This window comes from Streptomyces caeruleatus, from assembly GCF_001514235.1.
Lineage (GTDB): Bacteria > Actinomycetota > Actinomycetes > Streptomycetales > Streptomycetaceae > Streptomyces > Streptomyces caeruleatus.
In genome coordinates, this window is the sequence record NZ_KQ948928.1 from 142,960 (window position 1) to 159,984 (window position 17,025).

At 70.7% G+C, this 17,025-nt stretch carries 18 protein-coding genes; 12 read left to right on the plus strand and 6 right to left on the minus strand.

Annotation, left to right across the window (positions count from 1 at the left end):
• Positions 1-34 precede the first annotated feature (34 nt).
• On the plus strand, positions 35-682 hold the full coding sequence (locus AQJ67_RS16215; RefSeq protein ID WP_062719476.1) for a thymidine kinase: 648 nt from the start codon (positions 35-37) through the stop codon (positions 680-682).
• Between the two features lie 4 nt (positions 683-686).
• Here the strand turns inward: AQJ67_RS16215 and AQJ67_RS16220 are convergent, their stop codons facing one another.
• Positions 687-1,490, minus strand: a complete 804-nt coding sequence (locus tag AQJ67_RS16220) for a VOC family protein (RefSeq protein WP_062719477.1) — start codon at positions 1,488-1,490, stop codon at positions 687-689.
• Between the two features lie 297 nt (positions 1,491-1,787).
• Between AQJ67_RS16220 and AQJ67_RS16225 the strand changes: the two genes are divergently transcribed.
• On the plus strand, positions 1,788-2,639 hold the full coding sequence (locus AQJ67_RS16225) for a sulfurtransferase (RefSeq protein ID WP_208614979.1): 852 nt from the start codon (positions 1,788-1,790) through the stop codon (positions 2,637-2,639).
• Positions 2,640-2,734: 95 nt separating this feature from the next.
• On the opposite strand, the gene sepH is transcribed toward AQJ67_RS16225, so the two are convergent.
• The 3 genes from sepH to AQJ67_RS16240 all read right to left on the minus strand — a co-directional run bounded on the left by sepH (position 2,735) and on the right by AQJ67_RS16240 (position 6,752).
• Positions 2,735-3,772 (minus strand): septation protein SepH, encoded by a 1,038-nt coding sequence (sepH, locus tag AQJ67_RS16230; RefSeq protein WP_062719479.1) that lies wholly within the window; start codon positions 3,770-3,772, stop codon positions 2,735-2,737.
• 462 nt (positions 3,773-4,234) lie between these two features.
• A complete protein-coding gene (locus AQJ67_RS16235) occupies positions 4,235-5,554 on the minus strand; it encodes a D-arabinono-1,4-lactone oxidase (protein ID WP_062719480.1) in 1,320 nt (439 codons plus the stop codon).
• Positions 5,514-6,752, minus strand: a complete 1,239-nt coding sequence (locus tag AQJ67_RS16240; protein ID WP_062719481.1) for an MFS transporter — start codon at positions 6,750-6,752, stop codon at positions 5,514-5,516. The genes AQJ67_RS16235 and AQJ67_RS16240 overlap by 41 nt, the downstream gene beginning before the upstream one ends.
• A gap of 214 nt (positions 6,753-6,966) precedes the next feature.
• Here AQJ67_RS16240 and AQJ67_RS16245 point away from each other — a divergent pair, with 214 nt between their 5' ends.
• Positions 6,967-8,094: a ferrochelatase gene (locus tag AQJ67_RS16245; protein WP_062719482.1), complete on the plus strand. Its 1,128-nt coding sequence runs from the start codon at positions 6,967-6,969 to the stop codon at positions 8,092-8,094.
• An 8-nt stretch (positions 8,095-8,102) separates the two neighbouring features.
• Positions 8,103-8,936, plus strand: coding sequence for an inositol monophosphatase family protein (locus AQJ67_RS16250; RefSeq protein WP_208614980.1), 834 nt, complete (start codon positions 8,103-8,105; stop codon positions 8,934-8,936).
• A gap of 81 nt (positions 8,937-9,017) precedes the next feature.
• Here AQJ67_RS16250 and AQJ67_RS48245 read toward each other — a convergent pair whose 3' ends face one another.
• Complete coding sequence (locus AQJ67_RS48245) at positions 9,018-9,191, minus strand: hypothetical protein (protein ID WP_167366206.1); 174 nt, start codon at positions 9,189-9,191, stop codon at positions 9,018-9,020.
• Positions 9,192-9,608: 417 nt separating this feature from the next.
• Between AQJ67_RS48245 and AQJ67_RS16255 the strand changes: the two genes are divergently transcribed.
• The 4 genes from AQJ67_RS16255 to AQJ67_RS16270 all read left to right on the plus strand — a co-directional run bounded on the left by AQJ67_RS16255 (position 9,609) and on the right by AQJ67_RS16270 (position 13,149).
• Positions 9,609-10,262 (plus strand): response regulator transcription factor, encoded by a 654-nt coding sequence (locus AQJ67_RS16255; RefSeq protein WP_007385219.1) that lies wholly within the window; start codon positions 9,609-9,611, stop codon positions 10,260-10,262.
• A 6-nt stretch (positions 10,263-10,268) separates the two neighbouring features.
• A complete protein-coding gene (locus AQJ67_RS16260; protein ID WP_062719483.1) occupies positions 10,269-11,501 on the plus strand; it encodes a sensor histidine kinase in 1,233 nt (410 codons plus the stop codon).
• A gap of 405 nt (positions 11,502-11,906) precedes the next feature.
• Positions 11,907-12,203, plus strand: a complete 297-nt coding sequence (locus AQJ67_RS16265; RefSeq protein WP_005481602.1) for a DUF4193 domain-containing protein — start codon at positions 11,907-11,909, stop codon at positions 12,201-12,203.
• A gap of 13 nt (positions 12,204-12,216) precedes the next feature.
• Positions 12,217-13,149 carry a hypothetical protein gene (locus AQJ67_RS16270; protein ID WP_079055987.1) on the plus strand — a complete coding sequence of 311 codons (933 nt, stop codon included), beginning with the start codon at positions 12,217-12,219 and terminating at the stop codon, positions 13,147-13,149.
• 17 nt (positions 13,150-13,166) lie between these two features.
• Here the strand turns inward: AQJ67_RS16270 and AQJ67_RS16275 are convergent, their stop codons facing one another.
• Positions 13,167-13,628, minus strand: coding sequence for a DUF3093 domain-containing protein (locus AQJ67_RS16275; RefSeq protein ID WP_062719485.1), 462 nt, complete (start codon positions 13,626-13,628; stop codon positions 13,167-13,169).
• Positions 13,629-13,739: 111 nt separating this feature from the next.
• Here AQJ67_RS16275 and AQJ67_RS16280 point away from each other — a divergent pair, with 111 nt between their 5' ends.
• The 4 genes from AQJ67_RS16280 to AQJ67_RS16295 all read left to right on the plus strand — a co-directional run bounded on the left by AQJ67_RS16280 (position 13,740) and on the right by AQJ67_RS16295 (position 16,965).
• Complete coding sequence (locus AQJ67_RS16280) at positions 13,740-14,321, plus strand: PaaI family thioesterase (RefSeq protein WP_062719486.1); 582 nt, start codon at positions 13,740-13,742, stop codon at positions 14,319-14,321.
• Positions 14,318-14,869 carry a dUTP diphosphatase gene (dut, locus tag AQJ67_RS16285; RefSeq protein WP_062719487.1) on the plus strand — a complete coding sequence of 184 codons (552 nt, stop codon included), beginning with the start codon at positions 14,318-14,320 and terminating at the stop codon, positions 14,867-14,869. The genes AQJ67_RS16280 and dut overlap by 4 nt, the downstream gene beginning before the upstream one ends.
• A 1-nt stretch (position 14,870) precedes the next feature.
• Complete coding sequence (locus AQJ67_RS16290) at positions 14,871-15,632, plus strand: DUF3710 domain-containing protein (protein WP_062719488.1); 762 nt, start codon at positions 14,871-14,873, stop codon at positions 15,630-15,632.
• A 160-nt stretch (positions 15,633-15,792) separates the two neighbouring features.
• On the plus strand, positions 15,793-16,965 hold the full coding sequence (locus tag AQJ67_RS16295) for an alginate lyase family protein (RefSeq protein ID WP_062719489.1): 1,173 nt from the start codon (positions 15,793-15,795) through the stop codon (positions 16,963-16,965).
• Positions 16,966-17,025: the final 60 nt, after the last annotated feature.

Below are 17,025 nucleotides of genomic sequence, written 5' to 3' on the forward strand. Positions count from 1 at the left end.
GTTCTCCTCGCTGCCGAAAGGTGCTCAACTCAACATGCCCGAGCTGGTGTTCTTCTGCGGAACCATGGACTGCGGGAAGTCGACGCTGGCTCTCCAGATCGAGCACAACCGTTCGGCGCGTGGCCTCCAAGGCATGATCTTCACCCGTGACGACCGGGCCGGCGAGGGCAAGCTGTCCTCGCGGCTGGGCCTGGTCACGGACGCGGTGGAGGTCGAGGACGGCCAGGACCTGTACGCGTATCTCGTCGACCACCTCTCGCAGGGCGGCCGCGCGGACTACGTCATCGCCGACGAGGCCCAGTTCCTGGCGCCGGAGCAGATCGACCAACTCGCCCGCGTGGTCGACGACCTGAGCATCGACGTCTACGCCTTCGGCATCACGACCGACTTCCGCTCCAAGCTGTTCCCCGGCTCCCAGCGCCTGGTGGAACTGGCCGACCGGGTCGAGGTGCTCCAGGTCGAGGCGCTGTGCTGGTGCGGCGCCCGCGCCACCCACAACGCCCGCACGACAGGCGGCGAGATGGTCGTCGAGGGCGCCCAGGTGGTCGTCGGCGACGTCAATCAGGCGGACGCCGTCGGCTACGAGGTCCTGTGCCGCCGCCACCACCGGCGCCGGATGACGGCGGCCAGCGCCCGGGCGGCGGCACTGTCCCCGGACGTCCTCCCGGTGCAGCCGGTCTGAGCGGTCAGCGCGGAATCTGGATCAGCGAGAACCGCGCACCCTCCGGGTCCGCCACCGTCGCCACGCGGCCGTGCTCGCTGTCGTGGGCCGGTTCGAGGACATGACCACCGAGGTCGACGACCCGCTCCACCGTCTCGTCCGTGTCGGCGACTTCGAAGTACGTCATCCAGTGCGGCCCTCGGTCGCGCGGCAGGGCGGTGCCGACGCCGTGGATGCCGGCGACCGGGCGGCCGTCGATGCGCAGGGTGACGTAGTCGAAGCCGGCGGAGACCACCGGCTCCTCCTCGTAGGCGAAGACGGTCTCGTAGAACTTGGCGACGTTGACCGACTCGAAGGTCAGCAGCTCGTTCCAGGCCGGGGTGCCGGGCACGCCCGTGATGGCCGTGCCGCGGTGCTCCGCCCCCTGCCAGATGCCGAAGACGGCGCCGGAGGGGTCGGAGCAGATCGCCATCCGGCCGGCCTCCCCGGCGTCCAACGGGCCCACGCCGACCGTCCCGCCGCACAGCCGTACGGTGTCGGCGGTCAGGTCCGCGTCGTTCGAGGCGAGGTACGGCGTCCAGGCGATGGGGAGGTGGCGGTCTGGCGGCAGCTGGCCGATGCCGGCCACCTCGTGGCCGTTCAGCAGGGCCCGCACATAGGGGCCGAGCTGCTGGGGACCGGGCTGGAACTCCCAGCCGAACAGCGCCCCGTAGAACTCCTGGGTCGCGGCCGGCCCGTGCACCATCAGACTCACCCAGCAGGGCGTGCCGGGCGTGTGCCGAGCGTGCGTCTCGCCGTGCGGGCCGGCCGACCCCCGTGCCTCGGTCATCGTCACTCTCTCCTCGGCCCCTCGCGGTGGCCGCGTCGCTTCCGCTGTCCGGACCCCCGTGCCGATGCTCGCACCACCCGTGGCCACGCGCGCTGCGGGCACGCCGCCGTGCGACGGCAGCTGCCCGGAGGATGCCGGGTGTGCGATTTACGGCCCGTTTCCGTGCGATTGCCGATGGATGTCCATCGGCTGCACAGCATGTGCCTGATCCCGTACGCCTCGTGATCGGACCTGTCCGGCCGAGCAGAGTAGCCGGACGTCGACGATGCGGCCACCCCGTGCGCAAGGATGGTGACCATGAACGCCATCATCTCCGCATCCGAACTCGCGAGCGAACTGACGGGCGAGAACCCGCCGGTGCTCCTCGACGTCCGCTGGCAGCTCAGCCTGGCCAAGTCGGCAGGTGAGCCGCCGTTCGACGGCCGGGCCGCGTACGAGGCCGGGCACATCCCCGGCGCGGTCTATGTCGACCTGGACCGGGAGCTGGCCTCCGCACCCGGCACGCACGGGCGCCACCCGCTGCCGGACTTGGCCGAATTCGGTGCGGCGATGCGCCGGTCGGGCGTGTCGTCCGGGACGCCGGTGGTCGTGTACGACGGCGGACAGTGCTGGGCCGCGGCCCGGGCGTGGTGGCTGCTGCGCTGGACGGGTCACCCCGACGTGCGGGTCCTCGACGGCGGGTTGCCCACCTGGGAGGGACCGCTGGAGACGGCCGTACGGACTCCGGCGGAGGGCGATTTCGAGCCCACCCCGGCGGCGACGGGCCTCCTCGACGCCGACGGCGCCGCCGCGCTCGCGCGCTCCGGGCTGCTGCTGGACGCGCGGGCGGGGGAGCGGTACCGCGGCGAGGTCGAGCCGATCGACCGGGTCGGCGGCCACATCCCGGGCGCCGTCTCCGCGCCCACGAACGAGAACGTCGGCTCCGACGGCCGCTTCCTGCCCGCCGAGGAACTCGCGGACCGCTTCAAGTCCCTCGGCGTATCCGAGGGCACGGAGATCGGCGTGTACTGCGGCTCGGGCGTGTCCGCCGCCCACCAGGTGCTGGCCCTGGCCGCCGCGGGCATCCCCGCGGCGCTGTACGTCGGTTCGTGGTCGGAATGGTCCTCGGACCCGTCCCGGGCGGTGGCCGTGGGGCCGGATCCGCAGTAGGACCGCACAGCACGAGGGCCGCGTCGCGATCGACGCGGCCCTCGTGCTCGTACGGCCGCATCCACAACCGCACGACCGACTCCTGCTCCCGCTGCCTACTCCTGCTTCTTCCTGCGCGTCCCGAACACGATCTCGTCCCAGCTGGGGACGGCGGCTCGGCGGCCGGGGCGGACGCCGTCGGCCTCGGCCTGGCGGTCCGTGGCACCGATCAGGCGGTCGCGGTGGCTGCCGACGGAGCGGGGCATCAGGACGTCCGCGTAGGCGGAACCGGCGGAGGCGGCCGGGGCGGGAGGTTCCTCCGCGACCGGTTCGGCCGGGGGCTCCTCCGCTTCGGGCTCCGACGGGCGTTCCGGCACCACCAGGTCACCGCGGAAGCTGGGCACCGCTTCCAGCAGGCTGGTCAGCGAGTCCCGTTCCTCCGTGGACTCCTCGGCGGGTTCGGAGGCCTGGGCCGGCAGGCTGGGCCGCGCCGTGTCGAGGGCACGGTCCATCGAACGCTCGCGCGGCAGCCGGGCGATACGCGGCACGAACGGGAAGCTGGGCTCGGGCGCGGCGAGGTCCTCGGACTCACCGATCAGCGAGCGCGCCTCCTCGTCGACGGCCTGCACGAGCCGCCGCGGCGGGTCGTACGTCCAGCTCGCCGAGTGCGGTTCGCCCGCCACCATGTAGACCAGCAGCACTTCCCAGGTGCCGTCGTCGCGGCGCCACGAGTCCCACTGCACGGTGTCCTTGTCGGCGCCGCGCAGCAGCAACCGCTCCTGGACGGCCTCGCCGAGCTGTGGACCGGCCGCGTTCTCGCCGGGCCGGCGGACGGGAGTCTTACGGGCCCTTTCGGCCATGAACGCGCGCTCGGCGAGCACGGGGCCCTCGAAGCGCCGGACGCGGTCGACGGGGATGCCCGCGAGTTGGGCGACCTCTTCCGCGCTCGCACCGGCTCGTATACGCGCCTGGATGTCACGGGGGCGGAGATGGCTCTCCACCTCGATCTCGATCTGGCCGAGGCGGGGACGGTCGCCGCGCACGGCGGCGCGCAGGCGTTCGTCGATCGGAAGGGTGTACTCCGTTGCGTCGGCAGCCTTCAGCACCAGCCGTGTGCCGTCATTGGAGACGGCCACGACACGCAGTTCGGGCATGGGGACCTCCCGGGTGGTGCCTGCCGACGTCACGTGCGTCGCTGCTTCCGCTAGTCGAGTGTGGCCTGCCCGGGTGCAGCCTGCCACAACCTTGCCGAGTTGCCCGGCGTGTCGGGCGCGGGCCCTGGGTCGCCGTTATGGCACGGTTACCTATTCGCAACGCTAAGTGACCAACTCCGTCACCCTGTGCAACTAGCCCCCTCCCGGCGGTCCTTGAAGGCCACGGACACCCAGGCGGGAGACCGGACCCAGGGCTCGCAACAGTACTCCATTTGGGCCACGTGCGTGGATTGGCACGCCGCCCAAATTCTGGCAAGAAGCGTGACTCGGCCGTCGGTTGAGCGGTTATCGGATCTTGGACGTGGCGTACTTCACCCAATCCGCAGAAACGGAACCAATGGATTCCGCCAATCCTCGCGTGGGCCACGGATCGGCCGGAACCGGTCGGCCGCGTCCGGCCGGCTACGCCCCCAACACCCGCCGCAGGTAGTCGTTCTGGAACCGGCGGTCGGGGTCCAGCCGGTCCCGCAGCTTGGTGAACTCGCCGAAGCGCGGGTACACCTGAGCGAAGTACTCGGCGTCCCGCGTGTGCACCTTGCCCCAGTGCGGCCGCCCCTCGTGCGCGGTGAAGATCCGCTCGGCGGCGGTGAAGTACCGCTGGAACGGTGTGCCCTTGGCCATGTGGACGGCGATGTACGCGCTGTCACGGCCCGAGGCGGTGGAGAGCGTGATGTCGTCGGCCGGGGCGGTGCGCACCTCCACCGGGAAGCTGACCCTGAGGCCGGAGCGGTCGACCATGGCCTTCAGTTCGCGCAGCGTCTCGACGACGGCCTCGCGCGCAACGGCGTACTCCATCTCCACGAAACGCACCCGGCGCGGCGATGTGAAGACCTTGTAGGGGATGTCGGTGTACGTCCGCGCGGACAGGGCCTTGCTGGAGACCTGGGCGATGGCGGGGATCGTGGCGGGCACCGCGCGGCCGACCCACTGGGCGACCTGGAAGACGCCGTTGGAGAGGAACTCGTCCTCGAACCAGCCCTGGAGCTGCGACACCGGCTTCTCCGGGCCCGCGCTGCGGTTGTTGCGCTTGGTGTTGGTGCTGCCGGTGTGGGGGAACCAGTAGAACTCGAAGTGCTCGTTCTCCGCCCAGAGTTCGTCGAAGTCGGCGAGCACCCGGTCGAACGGCATCGGCTCCTCGCGCGCGGAGAGGAGGAACAGGGGCTCCACGGCGAACGTGATCGCGGTGACGACGCCCAGGGCGCCGAGGCCGATCCGGGCGGACGCGAAGACCTCCGGATTCTCCTTCTCGGAGCAGGTCAGCACCGAGCCGTCGGCGGTGACCAGCTCCAGCGCCTTGATCTGGGCGGCGATCGACGCCGAGTCGCGGCCCGTGCCGTGCGTCCCGGTGCTGGTGGCGCCGGAGACCGTCTGCTCCATGATGTCGCCCATGTTCGTGAGCGACAGACCCTCGCGGGCCAGGGCCATGTTGAGCCGCTTGAGCGGGGTGCCGGCCTCGACCGTGACCGTCATGGCGTCCCGGTCGACGTTGCATATGCCGGTCAAGAGTTGAGGGCGGATCAACACACCGTCGGTCGCGGCAATGGACGTGAACGAGTGCCCGCTGCCGACCGCCTTCACCGGGAGGCCGTCCTCGGCGGCCCTGCGTATCGCCGCGGCCAGCTCCTCGACGGAGGCCGGAGTGACCTCGCGCGCGGGGCGGGCGGCGATATTGCCACCCCAGTTACGCCACGTGCCGTTCCTGCCGCTCGCTGTGCTGCTCAACGGTGCCTCCCCGACGCGGAGCCGGCCTGCTGAGCCGGCGGTACCCCAGGAAACCGACCACGACCGCGACGGCCCCGGACACCGCCGGAACCCCGTACCCGGCGTCCGCACCGGCGGCGTCGATCACCCAGCCGGCCGCGGAGGAGCCGAGCGCGACCCCGACCGCGAGCCCGGTGCTCACCCAGGTCATGCCCTCGGTCAGTTGCGCGCGTGGTACGTGCTCTTCTATCAGGGACATGGTGGTGATCATCGTGGGAGCGACGGCCATGCCCGAGACGAACAGCGCCACGGCCAGAAACGGCAAGTTTCCGACCAGTAGGAGGGGGATCATACTCACGGCCATCGCGCATATGCCCAGCAGCCAGCGAGGTTCGGGCGCCCCCTTGAAGCGCATCAGCCCGAAGACCAGGCCCGCCCCGCAGGAGCCCGCCGCGTACAGCGCGAGGACCACGCTCGCGGCGCCCTTGTGTCCCTGCTCGTCCGCGAAGGCCACCGTGACCACGTCGACGGACCCGAAGATCGCCCCGGTCGCCACGAAGGTCGCCACCAGGACCTGGAGCGCCGGGGCCTTCAGGGCCGAGCCGCCGCCCTGCTTCTCACGCGGGTGCGGCGCCGGCTCGGTGGCCCGCTGGGCGGTCAGCCAGAAGACACCGACCGCCAGGAAGCACCCGGCGAGCAACGGCCCCGCCTCCGGGAACCACGCCGTGGACAGGCCGATGGAGATGATCGGCCCGAAGATGAAGCACACCTCGTCGATCACGGACTCGAAGGAGTACGCGGTGTGCAGCTGCGGAGTCCCCCGGTACAGCGCGGCCCAGCGGGCGCGGACCATCGCCCCGACGCTCGGCACACAGCCGATGCCGACGCAGGCCACGAACAGCACCCAGTCCGGCCACCCGTAGCGCGCGGCGAACAGCAGCAGGGCCCCCGCCACGAGCGAGATCAGGGTCGCCGGCCGCAGCACCCGCCGTTGCCCGTGCCGGTCCACCAGCCGTGAGACCTGCGGACCCGCCACCGCGGCGGCCAGCGCGATGGTGGCCGACAGGGCGCCGGCGAGGCCGTACCGCCCGGTCAGCTGGGAGATCATCGTGACCACGCCGATGCCCATCATCGACAGCGGCATCCGGCCGAGGAGGCCCGCGGCGGTGAAGCCCTTGGTGCCGGGGGCGGCGAACAGGGCGCGGTAAGGGCTCGGCACAGGGGTCTCCGGTCAGGCGGAAGCAGCGGGGCTGCGGGGGCTCGGTGAGGCGTGAGGTGGCGCAGCAGGGCGTGAGGGTGGCTCGTAAGGCGCGTGATGGGTCCGTACAGCTTACGAGTTAGGGGACCCTAACGCACCAGGCCGGACGTATCGGGAACCCGGGTGGTCACCCCACCGTTTCCCGGCTGTCAGTACCGGATGACAGGATCGATCCATGCCAGACGTGCGCGATGCCACCCCCTACGACGCCCTGCTCCTGCTCTCCTTCGGCGGCCCCGAGGGCCCGGACGACGTGATCCCCTTCCTGGAGAACGTCACCCGGGGGCGGGGCATCCCCAAGGAACGCCTGAAGGAAGTCGGCGAGCACTACTTCCTGTTCGGCGGCGTCAGCCCCATCAACGACCAGAACCGCGCCCTGCTGGACGCCCTCCGAAAGGACTTCGCCGAGCACGGCCTGGATCTGCCGATCTACTGGGGCAACCGCAACTGGGCGCCCTACCTGACGGACACCCTGCGCGAGATGGTCGCGGACGGCCGCCGTCGCATCCTCGTCCTCGCCACCAGCGCCTACGCCTCCTACTCGGGCTGCCGCCAGTACCGCGAGAACCTCGCCGACTCGCTCGCCGCCCTTCAAGCCGAGGGCCTGGAGCCGCCGAAGGTCGACAAGCTGCGGCACTACTTCAACCACCCCGGCTTCCTGGAGCCGATGATCGACGGCGTCCTCGCCTCCCTCGCCGACCTCCCCGAGGACGTCCGGGACGGCGCCCACATCGCGTTCTCGACCCACTCGATCCCGAACGCCTCGGCGGACACCTCCGGCCCCGTCGAGGACCACGGCGAGGGCGGCGCGTACGTCGAGCAGCACCTGGACGTCGCCCAGCTGATCGCCGACGCGGTCCGCGAGCGCACCGGCGTCGACCACCCCTGGCGGCTCGTCTACCAGTCCCGCTCCGGCGCCCCGCACATCCCGTGGCTCGAGCCCGACATCTGCGACCACCTCGAGGAGCGCCACGCGGCCGGCGTTCCGGCGGTGGTGATCTCGCCCATCGGCTTCGTCTCGGACCACATGGAGGTCCTCTACGACCTCGACACCGAGGCCAAGGCCAAGGCCGGGGAACTGGGTCTGCCGATGCGCCGCTCGGCCACGGTCGGCGACGACCCGCGCTTCGCCGCCGCGATCCGCGACCTCGTCCTGGAGCGCGCCGCCGTGGAGCGTGCGGAAGAGGTCACGCCCTGCGTCCTCGGCGGGCTCGGCGCCAGCCACAACCTCTGCCCGGTGGGCTGCTGCCCGGCCCGCGCGCCCAGGCCCGCCGCGGCGGGCGCCGACAGCCCCTACGCGTGAGGAGCCCCGTGACCGACGTGAGCGACGTACCCGACCCCCTGCACTCGCGGCTGCTCGAACTGGCCCAGCAGGCTGCCCTGCGCGCGGGCGAGCTGCTGCGCGACGGCCGTCCGGCCGACCTCGCCGTCGCGGCGACCAAGTCGAGCCCGATCGACGTGGTCACCGAGATGGACATCGCGGCGGAGAAGCTGATCACGACCCTGATCTCCGAGCACCGCCCGGACGACGGCTTCCTCGGCGAGGAGGGCGCCGCCACCGAGGGCACGAGCGGCGTCCGCTGGGTCATCGACCCCCTGGACGGCACGGTCAACTACCTCTATGGACTGCCCACCTGGTCCGTCTCCATCGCCGCCGAGCAGGACGGCGAGACGGTCGTCGGCGTCGTGGCCGCCCCGATGCGCGGCGAGACGTACCACGCGGTGCGCGGCGGCGGCGCCTGGGCCAGGGGAGCGTGGGAGGGCGAGCGCAGGCTCAGCTGCCGCCCCACGGCCCCCCTGGAGCAGGCCCTGGTCTCGACCGGCTTCAACTACGTCACCGAGGTCCGCACCCACCAGGCCGACGTCGCCCAGCGGCTGATCCCCCTCCTACGCGACATCCGACGCGGCGGCTCGGCCGCGATCGACCTCTGCGACCTGGCGGCGGGCCGCCTGGACGGCTACTACGAGCGAGGGCTCAACGCCTGGGACGTGGCCGCCGGGGACCTGATCGCGCGGGAGGCCGGTGCGCTGACGGGCGGGCGGCCCGGGGAGCGGCCCTCGCGCGCTCTGGCGGTGGCGGCAACGCCGGGGGTTTTCGAGCCGCTGCAGCGGCTGTTGGAGGAGTTCGGGGCCTGGCACGACTGACGCGTGCCCCTAGCGCCCTCTCGCGGCAGCAGGCCCCCGGCGCTGGATTCGCCGGGGGCCTGCTGTTGGTCCGCGAGCTGGTCAGACGCCAGACGCGCTGACTTCCACACCGTGTTCGGCGGCGAGGCGGCGCAGGTCGTCGAGCTCGCCCTGCTCCACCTCGACGAGGAAGTCGTCGCCCTCGTCACGAGCCCGCGTCAGGTCGGTCTCGGTCGCCCTTATGCGCTGCAGAAGTCCTGCGGTGAATGCGTCCATGCTGCGCCCCCTCGTCCTGGGTCGTGGGTCGATGGCACGGGGGTGTGCCGTTCGGAAGGGACGATCACGTCTCCAGTGGATGCCCAGCGCTGCCCAGGCCGGGCGGCGACGGTGCCGGACACCCACACCCGCTCTGCGGAAAGCGGATCGCCTTGTGCCGCTTGGTGTTGCGGCACAAGCAGAGCGTGATCGCGGGGTGTACATGCCGTCCTCCCCCCGCTCTCTTCCGCGGAAACCTCAACCGGAAGAGAAAATCTCGCATTCCCGGGCCTCATACCTGTCCCTCATGGGCCGCTCACCCGTCTTACCGCCGACTTATGACCGAAAAGGGCAGGATGGAGGCCGAGACACCCGACAAACCCCTGCCCGCGAGCGAGGACCAGCGCTACGCGGGTGGACACAGGAAGGACAAGCGACGTGCGCGTACTCGTCGTCGAGGACGAGCAACTGCTCGCCGATGCGGTGGCCACCGGACTGCGCCGGGAGGCCATGGCCGTCGACGTCGTGTACGACGGTGCGGCCGCCCTGGAGCGCATCGGCGTCAACGACTACGACGTGGTCGTCCTCGACCGTGACCTCCCGCTGGTGCACGGCGACGACGTGTGCCGCAAGATCGTCGAGCTGGGCATGCCCACGCGCGTGCTGATGCTCACGGCCTCCGGCGACGTCAGCGACCGGGTCGAAGGGCTGGAGATCGGCGCCGACGACTATCTCCCCAAGCCCTTCGCCTTCAGCGAGCTGACGGCACGCGTGCGTGCCCTCGGTCGCCGTACGAGCGTGCCGCTGCCGCCCGTTCTGGAGCGCGCCGGCATCAAGCTCGACCCCAACCGCCGCGAGGTCTTCCGCGACGGCAAGGAGGTGCAGCTGGCGCCGAAGGAGTTCGCCGTCCTGGAGGTGCTGATGCGCAGCGAGGGCGCGGTCGTCTCCGCGGAGCAGCTGCTGGAGAAGGCCTGGGACGAGAACACCGACCCGTTCACGAACGTGGTGCGGGTGACCGTCATGACGTTGCGCCGCAAACTGGGAGAGCCGCCGGTGATCGTCACCGTGCCCGGTTCCGGCTACCGGATCTGATGCCTCATGGCTGCTGCACCCGCGCCTCCCCAGGCGCCCCCGAAACCCACCTGGGATCCCCGGAAGGCCGAGCCCGTCTTCCCGTGGCTGCGCCCCACCATCCGGATACGGCTCACGCTGCTGTACGGCGGCATGTTCCTGATCGCCGGGATCCTGCTGCTGTCGATCATCTATTTGCTGGCCGCCCAGGCGCTGAACGTGGGCAGCGACCTGCCCTTCAAGATCGCGGAGGGCAAGGTCACCAGCAATGTCTGCGACCTGCCGTCCAGTGCCACCCCCGAGGTGTTCAACGACGCGATGAACGCCTGTGTCAACGAGCAGCGCCGGCACGCGCTGGACGACCTCCTCAGCCGCTCGCTCCTGGCCCTCCTCGGCCTCGCCATCATCGCCTTCGCCTTCGGGTACGCCATGGCCGGCCGGGTGCTGTCGCCGCTGGGCCGGATCACCCGGACCGCGCGTGCGGTGGCGGGCTCGGATCTGTCCCGGCGTATCGAACTGGACGGCCCGGACGACGAGCTGAAGGAGCTCGCCGACACGTTCGACGAGATGTTGGAGCGATTGCAGCGGGCCTTCACGGCGCAGCAGCGTTTCGTGGGCAACGCCTCGCACGAGCTGCGCACCCCGCTCGCTATCAACCGCACGCTCCTCGAGGTGCATCTGTCGGACCCGGGCGCGCCGGTGGAGCTCCAGCAGCTCGGCAAGACGCTGCTGGCCACCAACGAGCGCAGCGAGCAGCTCGTGGAGGGACTGCTGCTGCTCGCCCGCAGCGACAACCAGATCGTCGAGCGCAAACCGGTGGACCTCGCGGAGGTGGCCGAGCAGGCCGTCGACCAGGTGCACGCGGAGGCGCAGGCCAAGGGTGTGCTGATCCGCGGCGAGCAGAAGCCCGCGGTCGTCCAGGGCAACGGCGTGCTGCTGGAGCGGATCGCGCTGAACCTGGTGCAGAACGCCGTCCGGTACAACATCCCGGAGGGCGGCTGGGTCGAGGTCACCACCGACGTCCAGCACGGGCAGGCGGTCCTGGTCGTCGCCAACACCGGGCCGGTGGTGCCGGCGTATGAGATCGACAACTTGTTTGAGCCGTTCCGACGGTTGCGCACGGAGCGGACGGGCAGTGACAAGGGCGTGGGCCTGGGACTGTCCATCGTGCGGTCGGTGGCGCGGGCGCACGGCGGGCACATCTCGGCACAACCACGGGAGGGCGGCGGTCTCGTGATGCGGTTCGCGCTTCCGATCTGAGATCATGTGCGCCGACACTCGACAGGTACTCGGGGATGTTCGCTTTGCGCGGAATTTTCTGGGCACTCGGCGAACACCCTCGTGTGTGATCGATCACAAGGGCGGTTTTCCGGCCATCTACTCTCCGTGATCATGGGACCTGTCGGAAAGCCGGGAAAATCCGGGTTTTCGAGGGTCCTGATCACGGGAAGTACACGGTGAGACGCCTTTGAACTGCGGCATTAGGACCGTGTACGGTCCCGTTCGCCATCCAAGCCGATCACTCTTGAGGAGTCCGGTTGGGTGTCGATTGAGTAACAGACCTTGATGTGAGGCAAAATCTCCGCCTCGGGTCGGGCACAAGTCCGGCCTCTCACGCGTTACGTGCGCTGGAGACACCGCAGACACCCAGAGGGGGAGAGCGACATGGCAACGGATTACGACACCCCACGCAAGACCGACGACGACGTCGACTCGGACAGCCTTGAAGAGCTGAAGGCCAGGCGGAACGACAAGTCGACGTCCGCCGTGGACGTCGACGAGTTCGAGGCCGCCGAAGGCCTGGAGCTGCCCGGCGCGGACCTCTCCAATGAGGAGTTGGCCGTCCGGGTGCTGCCCAAGCAGCAGGACGAGTTCACTTGCATGAGCTGCTTCCTGGTGCACCACCGCAGCCAGCTGGCCAGGGAGAAGAACGGTCAGCCGATCTGCCGCGACTGCGACTGAGGTCGGGTCGGGCATGACTGGCTCGACCCCTCCTTGGAAGCGCCGCTCCCGGCGGTCGGGAGCGGACGAAGGGCCGTCCGACGGCGGCCCGTACGGCGCGCGTGACGACGAGCGGGGCTCATCCGGTACGGGAGCCTCGCTCGAACCGATGTCCGGGGCAGACCTCCCGGCGCCCGCGGCGGTTCCCGCGCCCGTCGCCAGGCGGAGGGCCGCGGTGATCCGGGAGAAGGCCCGGGAAGGCGTCCGTAAGGGCGGCAGCCGCGCCAGAGCGGGCCTCGGGTACCTGGCGGACCGGATCATCGAGAACGCCCCGCGGATCCCCGTACGCGACCTCGCGACCCTTCGCCGGCAGTTCCCCGGCCTCGGGCCCGAGCAACTCGCCGACAAGCTCGTGGCGGGCGCGGCGAACGCGAGCTCGACGGTCGGTGCGGGAGTCGGTGCGGCGGCGATGCTGCCCGTGCCACCCGCGATGCCGACGGAGCTGGCCGCCGAGATCACCGGCGTCGCGGCGATCGAGCTGAAGCTGATCGCCGAACTGCACGAGGTGTACGGCGTACGCCCGCCCGGAAACCTCAAGCAGCGCAGCACCGCGTATCTGACCTCGTGGTCCGAGGAGCGCGGCATCGACCCGATGAAGCCGGCGACGATAAACGCCGCTCTCGGTGGGCAGATGAAGCGCGAGCTGCGTCAGCAGATCATGAAGCGCACCGTCCGCAACCTGCCGAACCTGATGCCCTTCATGGTGGGGGCCGCCGTGGGCGCGGTCATGAACCGCCGGGACACCAAGAAACTCGCGGCACGCGTGCGTGCGGACCTGCGCAAGGTCCGGGTGCCCTGGGACGAACTGCCCCAACTGCCGCCCCTGGAACGCCCGGAGCGGCCGCTGGAGATGGGCGAGATCGTGCGGGACCTCGGGCGCGGGACGCTCGGCGATCCGGAACGGTGAAGGACCGCTCTGGTGTGCTAGGCCGAGGCCTTCGCCGCCTCGATCGCCTCCGCCAGCCGCTCCGGCTCACGGGTGGACAGGTAGAGGTACGGGGTCGGGTCCTCCGGATCGGTGACCTCGACGCGCAGGGCCGTGGGGATGTAGGCGCGCAGGAGGAGGAAGGCGCGGGTGTCGGCCTTGTGGGTGCGCCAGGCGCGGGCCTCCTCGGCGTCCATGACATGCGCCTCGCCCAGGGCCCGCACCGGGATCTTCGCCTCGCCGGCGATCAGTGAACCGCCCACCACACGGATGCGCAGCGAGCCGTACGAGCTGGCCACGACGGCCGCCGCCGCGGTGCCGCCGACCAGGCCGCCGAGCAGGGGCAGCGTGCCGAACGGCAGAAGGATCAGGGCCAGGGAGACCCCGACCAGGAACGAGATCAGCCACCAGGAGCGGGGGGCGGTGAGTCGTTCTTCGTACGGGGCGGCGGAGAGCTGCATGGAGCCAAGCTTGGCACGGTGTCCGACGGGGACCGGAGTCAGGGGGCCGGTGCGAAGCGCCGTCAGGCAGGGCGGCGGTGGGAGACGGGCGGGCGGGTAAGGTCTGCGGCTGTGAGTGGTACTTCAGCGGCTCTCCAGCCTCCGGCCGACGCCGTGAAACCGGCCCGTCACCCCGATGCTCCCGCACCCGGTGAGCTCCTCGGCGCGCACTACGGCGAGTGTTTCGGCTGCGGCGGCGAGCAGGCCCACGGACTGCACCTGGAGGCGCGGGCCGGGGACGGCGTCAGCATCACGGCCGAGTTCACCGTGCGGCCCGCCCAGGGCGCACCCGGTCTGGCACACGGCGGGGTGCTCGCGACCGCCCTCGACGAGACCCTCGGCTCGCTGAACTGGCTCCTGCGCACGATCGCCGTGACCGGGCGGCTGGAGACCGACTTCGTGCGACCGGTTCCGGTGGGCACGGTCCTGTGTCTGGAGGCCGAGGTGACGGCGGTGGCGGGCCGCAAGATCTACTCCACCGCCACCGGACGGATCGGCGGCCCCGACGGGCCCGTCGCCGTCCGCGCCGACGCCCTCTTCATCGAGGTGAAGGTCGACCACTTCATCGACAACGGCCGCCCGGAGGAGATCCGGGCCGCCATGAACGACCCGGACCAGGCCCGGCGTGCCCGTGCCTTCGAGGTGAACCCGTGAGCCGTGACCCCCTGAACGTGCTGATCCGGCGCGTCGACCCGGACGTACCGCTGCCGGCGTACGCGCACCCCGGTGACGCGGGAGCCGATCTGCGCACCACCGAGGGATGCGAACTGAAGCCGGGGGAGCGGGCCGTTCTGCCCACCGGGGTGTCTGTGGCCCTTCCCGACGGGTACGCGGCGTTCGTGCACCCCCGGTCCGGTCTGGCCGCCCGCCTAGGTGTCGCCCTCGTGAATGCCCCGGGGACGGTTGATGCCGGGTACCGTGGGGAGATCAAGGTGATCGTGGTGAATCTCGACCCGCATGAGACCGTGCGGTTCGAGCGCTTCGACCGGATTGCCCAACTGGTCGTCCAGCAGGTCGAGAGGGTCCGCTTCCAGGAGGTCGCGGAGCTTCCCGATTCGGCACGGGCCGCAGGGGGCTTCGGGTCCACCGGCGGGCATGCCGCGGTGGGCGGCACAAGCGATACAAGCGGTGAGGCCGCCGATGGCGGCGCAACGGGTGGGAATCGATACGCTTCGGTCGTATCCGACCGGGAAGGACAGTGACGTGTTCGGACGTCGCAAGAAGAAGGGTGCCGCCGAGGACGCGGCCGGCGAGCCCGAGCAGGTCGTCGACAGTGTCGACACTGAGGCGGACGACGACGGTGAGCGCGAGCGCGTGAGGCTGGAGCCGGAGCCGCGGCCCGACGGGCCCTGGGACAGCTCCGAGGTCCGTGAGCCCGGCGAGGGCCGGGTCGACCTGGGCGGCCTGTTGGTACCGGGCGTCGACGGCATGGAACTGCGCGTGGAGGTCGCGGGCGACGCGATCGTCGCGGCGACCGTCGTGCTGCGCGACAGCGCCATCCAGCTGCAGGCCTTCGCCGCACCCAAGCGCGAGGGCATCTGGGGAGAGGTGCGCGAGGAGATCGGCTCCGGCATCACCCAGCAGGGTGGCATCATCGACGAGGTCGAAGGCCCCCTGGGCTGGGAGCTGCGGGCCCAGGTACCGGTTCAGCTGCCGGACGGCACGGGCGGTTTCCAGGTCGTGCGGTTCGTCGGTGTGGACGGTCCCCGCTGGTTCCTGCGCGGCGTGATCTCGGGTCAGGGCGCCGTGCAGCCGCAGGCGGCCGGTCTGCTGGAGCAGATCTTCCGGGACACGGTCGTGGTCCGCGGCGAAGGCCCGATGGCCCCCCGTGACCCGATCGTCCTGCAGCTGCCGAACGACGCCCAGATGGTCCCCGAGGGCGTCCAGCAGGAGGAAGCCGGTTCGCGCTTCTCCGGCGGTATGGGCCAGCTCCAGCGCGGACCGGAGATCACCGAGGTTCGCTAGGCAAGGTAGAAACGGCAGGGCCGCATCCCGTACGGGGTGCGGCCCTTTCTCGTGCGTGAACCCTTGACGGCGGATTGGTCTGTACCTACCGTCTCCCGCCAACGCGTCTGTTCATAAAGGCGCTTCGCGTTCACATACGAGAACGGAAGGCCCCCCACGCATGCGCAGAACCGCACTTCTCGCGGCCGCGGCCGCCCTCGTCGCCGGTGTCCTCGCCTGGCCCACCGGTGCCGACGCCGCCCCCACCGCCTTCGTCCACCCCGGAGTTGGCGTCTCCAAGGGGCAGTTGGACTTCACCCGCTCCAAGGTCAACGCCGGCGCCCAGCCCTGGAAGGGCGCCTTCGACCGGATGACGGCGAGCAAGTACGCCGATCTGAACCGCACCCCCAAGCCCCGCGCGGTCGTCGAGTGCGGCTCGTACTCGAACCCCAACCACGGCTGCACCGACGAGCGCGAGGACGCGATAGCCGCCTACACCCACGCCCTGGCCTGGTACGTCACCCGCGACGAGCGGCACGCGCGGAAGGCCATCGAGCTGATGGACGCCTGGTCCGCGGTGATCAGGGACCACACCAACAGCAACGCGCCCCTCCAGACGGGCTGGGCCGGCTCCTCCTGGCCCAAGGCCGCCGAGATCATCAAGTACACGTACAGCGGGAACTGGGCGAACTCCGGACGGTTCGCCACCATGCTCCGCACCGTCTACCTGCCCGAGATCATCAACGGGTCGAACTCCAACGGGAACTGGGAGCTGTCGATGATGGAGGCCGCCGTCGGCATCTCCGTCTTCCTGGAGGACAAGGCGTCGTACGACAAGGCCATGGCGAAGTTCCGCACCCGTACCGCCGCCTACGTCTACCTGGCCTCCGACGGCGACCTGCCGAAGACCGTGCCCAGCCAGAATCTCAACACCCGCGAGAAGATCGTCAACTACTGGCAGGGGCAGGGCACCTTCGTCACCGGCCTCACCCAGGAGACCTGTCGCGACCTCACGCACACCGGGTACGGCATCTCGGCCGTCTCGCACGTCGCGGAGACCAGCCGGATCCAGGGGCAGGACCTCTACGGCACGGACGTCGGCGAGCGGCTGCGGCACGCGCTCGGGTTCCAGGCCAAGTACGAACTCGGTGCGGCCGTACCCGGCTGGCTGTGCGGCGGCTCGCTGAAGCGCGGGCTCGGGCCGGTCACCGAGGTCGGGCACAACGCCCTGGCCAACCGTCTCGGACATGCCATGACCAACACCGAGACGCTGAACGAGCGCAACCGCCCGGCCGGCAGCAACAACCTCTTCGTGGCCTGGGAGACCCTCACCCACGGCGACAACCCCGGCTGAGCCCTCCCGCGGTCGAGCCCATGACGTCCTGGTGGGAGCGTCAGAGTTGTGTCAAAGACG

Excerpts from the sequence above, each read along its gene's own strand:
- AQJ67_RS16265 (WP_005481602.1), top strand. The coding sequence starts at position 11,907 with ATGGCAACGGATTACGACACCCCACGCAAGACCGACGACGACGTCGAC.
- sepH (WP_062719479.1), bottom strand. The coding sequence starts at position 3,772 with ATGCCCGAACTGCGTGTCGTGGCCGTCTCCAATGACGGCACACGGCTG.
- AQJ67_RS16260 (WP_062719483.1), top strand. The coding sequence starts at position 10,269 with ATGGCTGCTGCACCCGCGCCTCCCCAGGCGCCCCCGAAACCCACCTGG.
- AQJ67_RS16220 (WP_062719477.1), bottom strand. The coding sequence starts at position 1,490 with ATGACCGAGGCACGGGGGTCGGCCGGCCCGCACGGCGAGACGCACGCT.
- AQJ67_RS16275 (WP_062719485.1), bottom strand. The coding sequence starts at position 13,628 with ATGCAGCTCTCCGCCGCCCCGTACGAAGAACGACTCACCGCCCCCCGC.
- AQJ67_RS16295 (WP_062719489.1), top strand. The coding sequence starts at position 15,793 with ATGCGCAGAACCGCACTTCTCGCGGCCGCGGCCGCCCTCGTCGCCGGT.
- AQJ67_RS16270 (WP_079055987.1), top strand. The coding sequence starts at position 12,217 with ATGACTGGCTCGACCCCTCCTTGGAAGCGCCGCTCCCGGCGGTCGGGA.
- AQJ67_RS48245 (WP_167366206.1), bottom strand. The coding sequence starts at position 9,191 with ATGGACGCATTCACCGCAGGACTTCTGCAGCGCATAAGGGCGACCGAG.
- AQJ67_RS16225 (WP_208614979.1), top strand. The coding sequence starts at position 1,788 with ATGAACGCCATCATCTCCGCATCCGAACTCGCGAGCGAACTGACGGGC.
- AQJ67_RS16215 (WP_062719476.1), top strand. The coding sequence starts at position 35 with ATGCCCGAGCTGGTGTTCTTCTGCGGAACCATGGACTGCGGGAAGTCG.
- AQJ67_RS16245 (WP_062719482.1), top strand. The coding sequence starts at position 6,967 with ATGCCAGACGTGCGCGATGCCACCCCCTACGACGCCCTGCTCCTGCTC.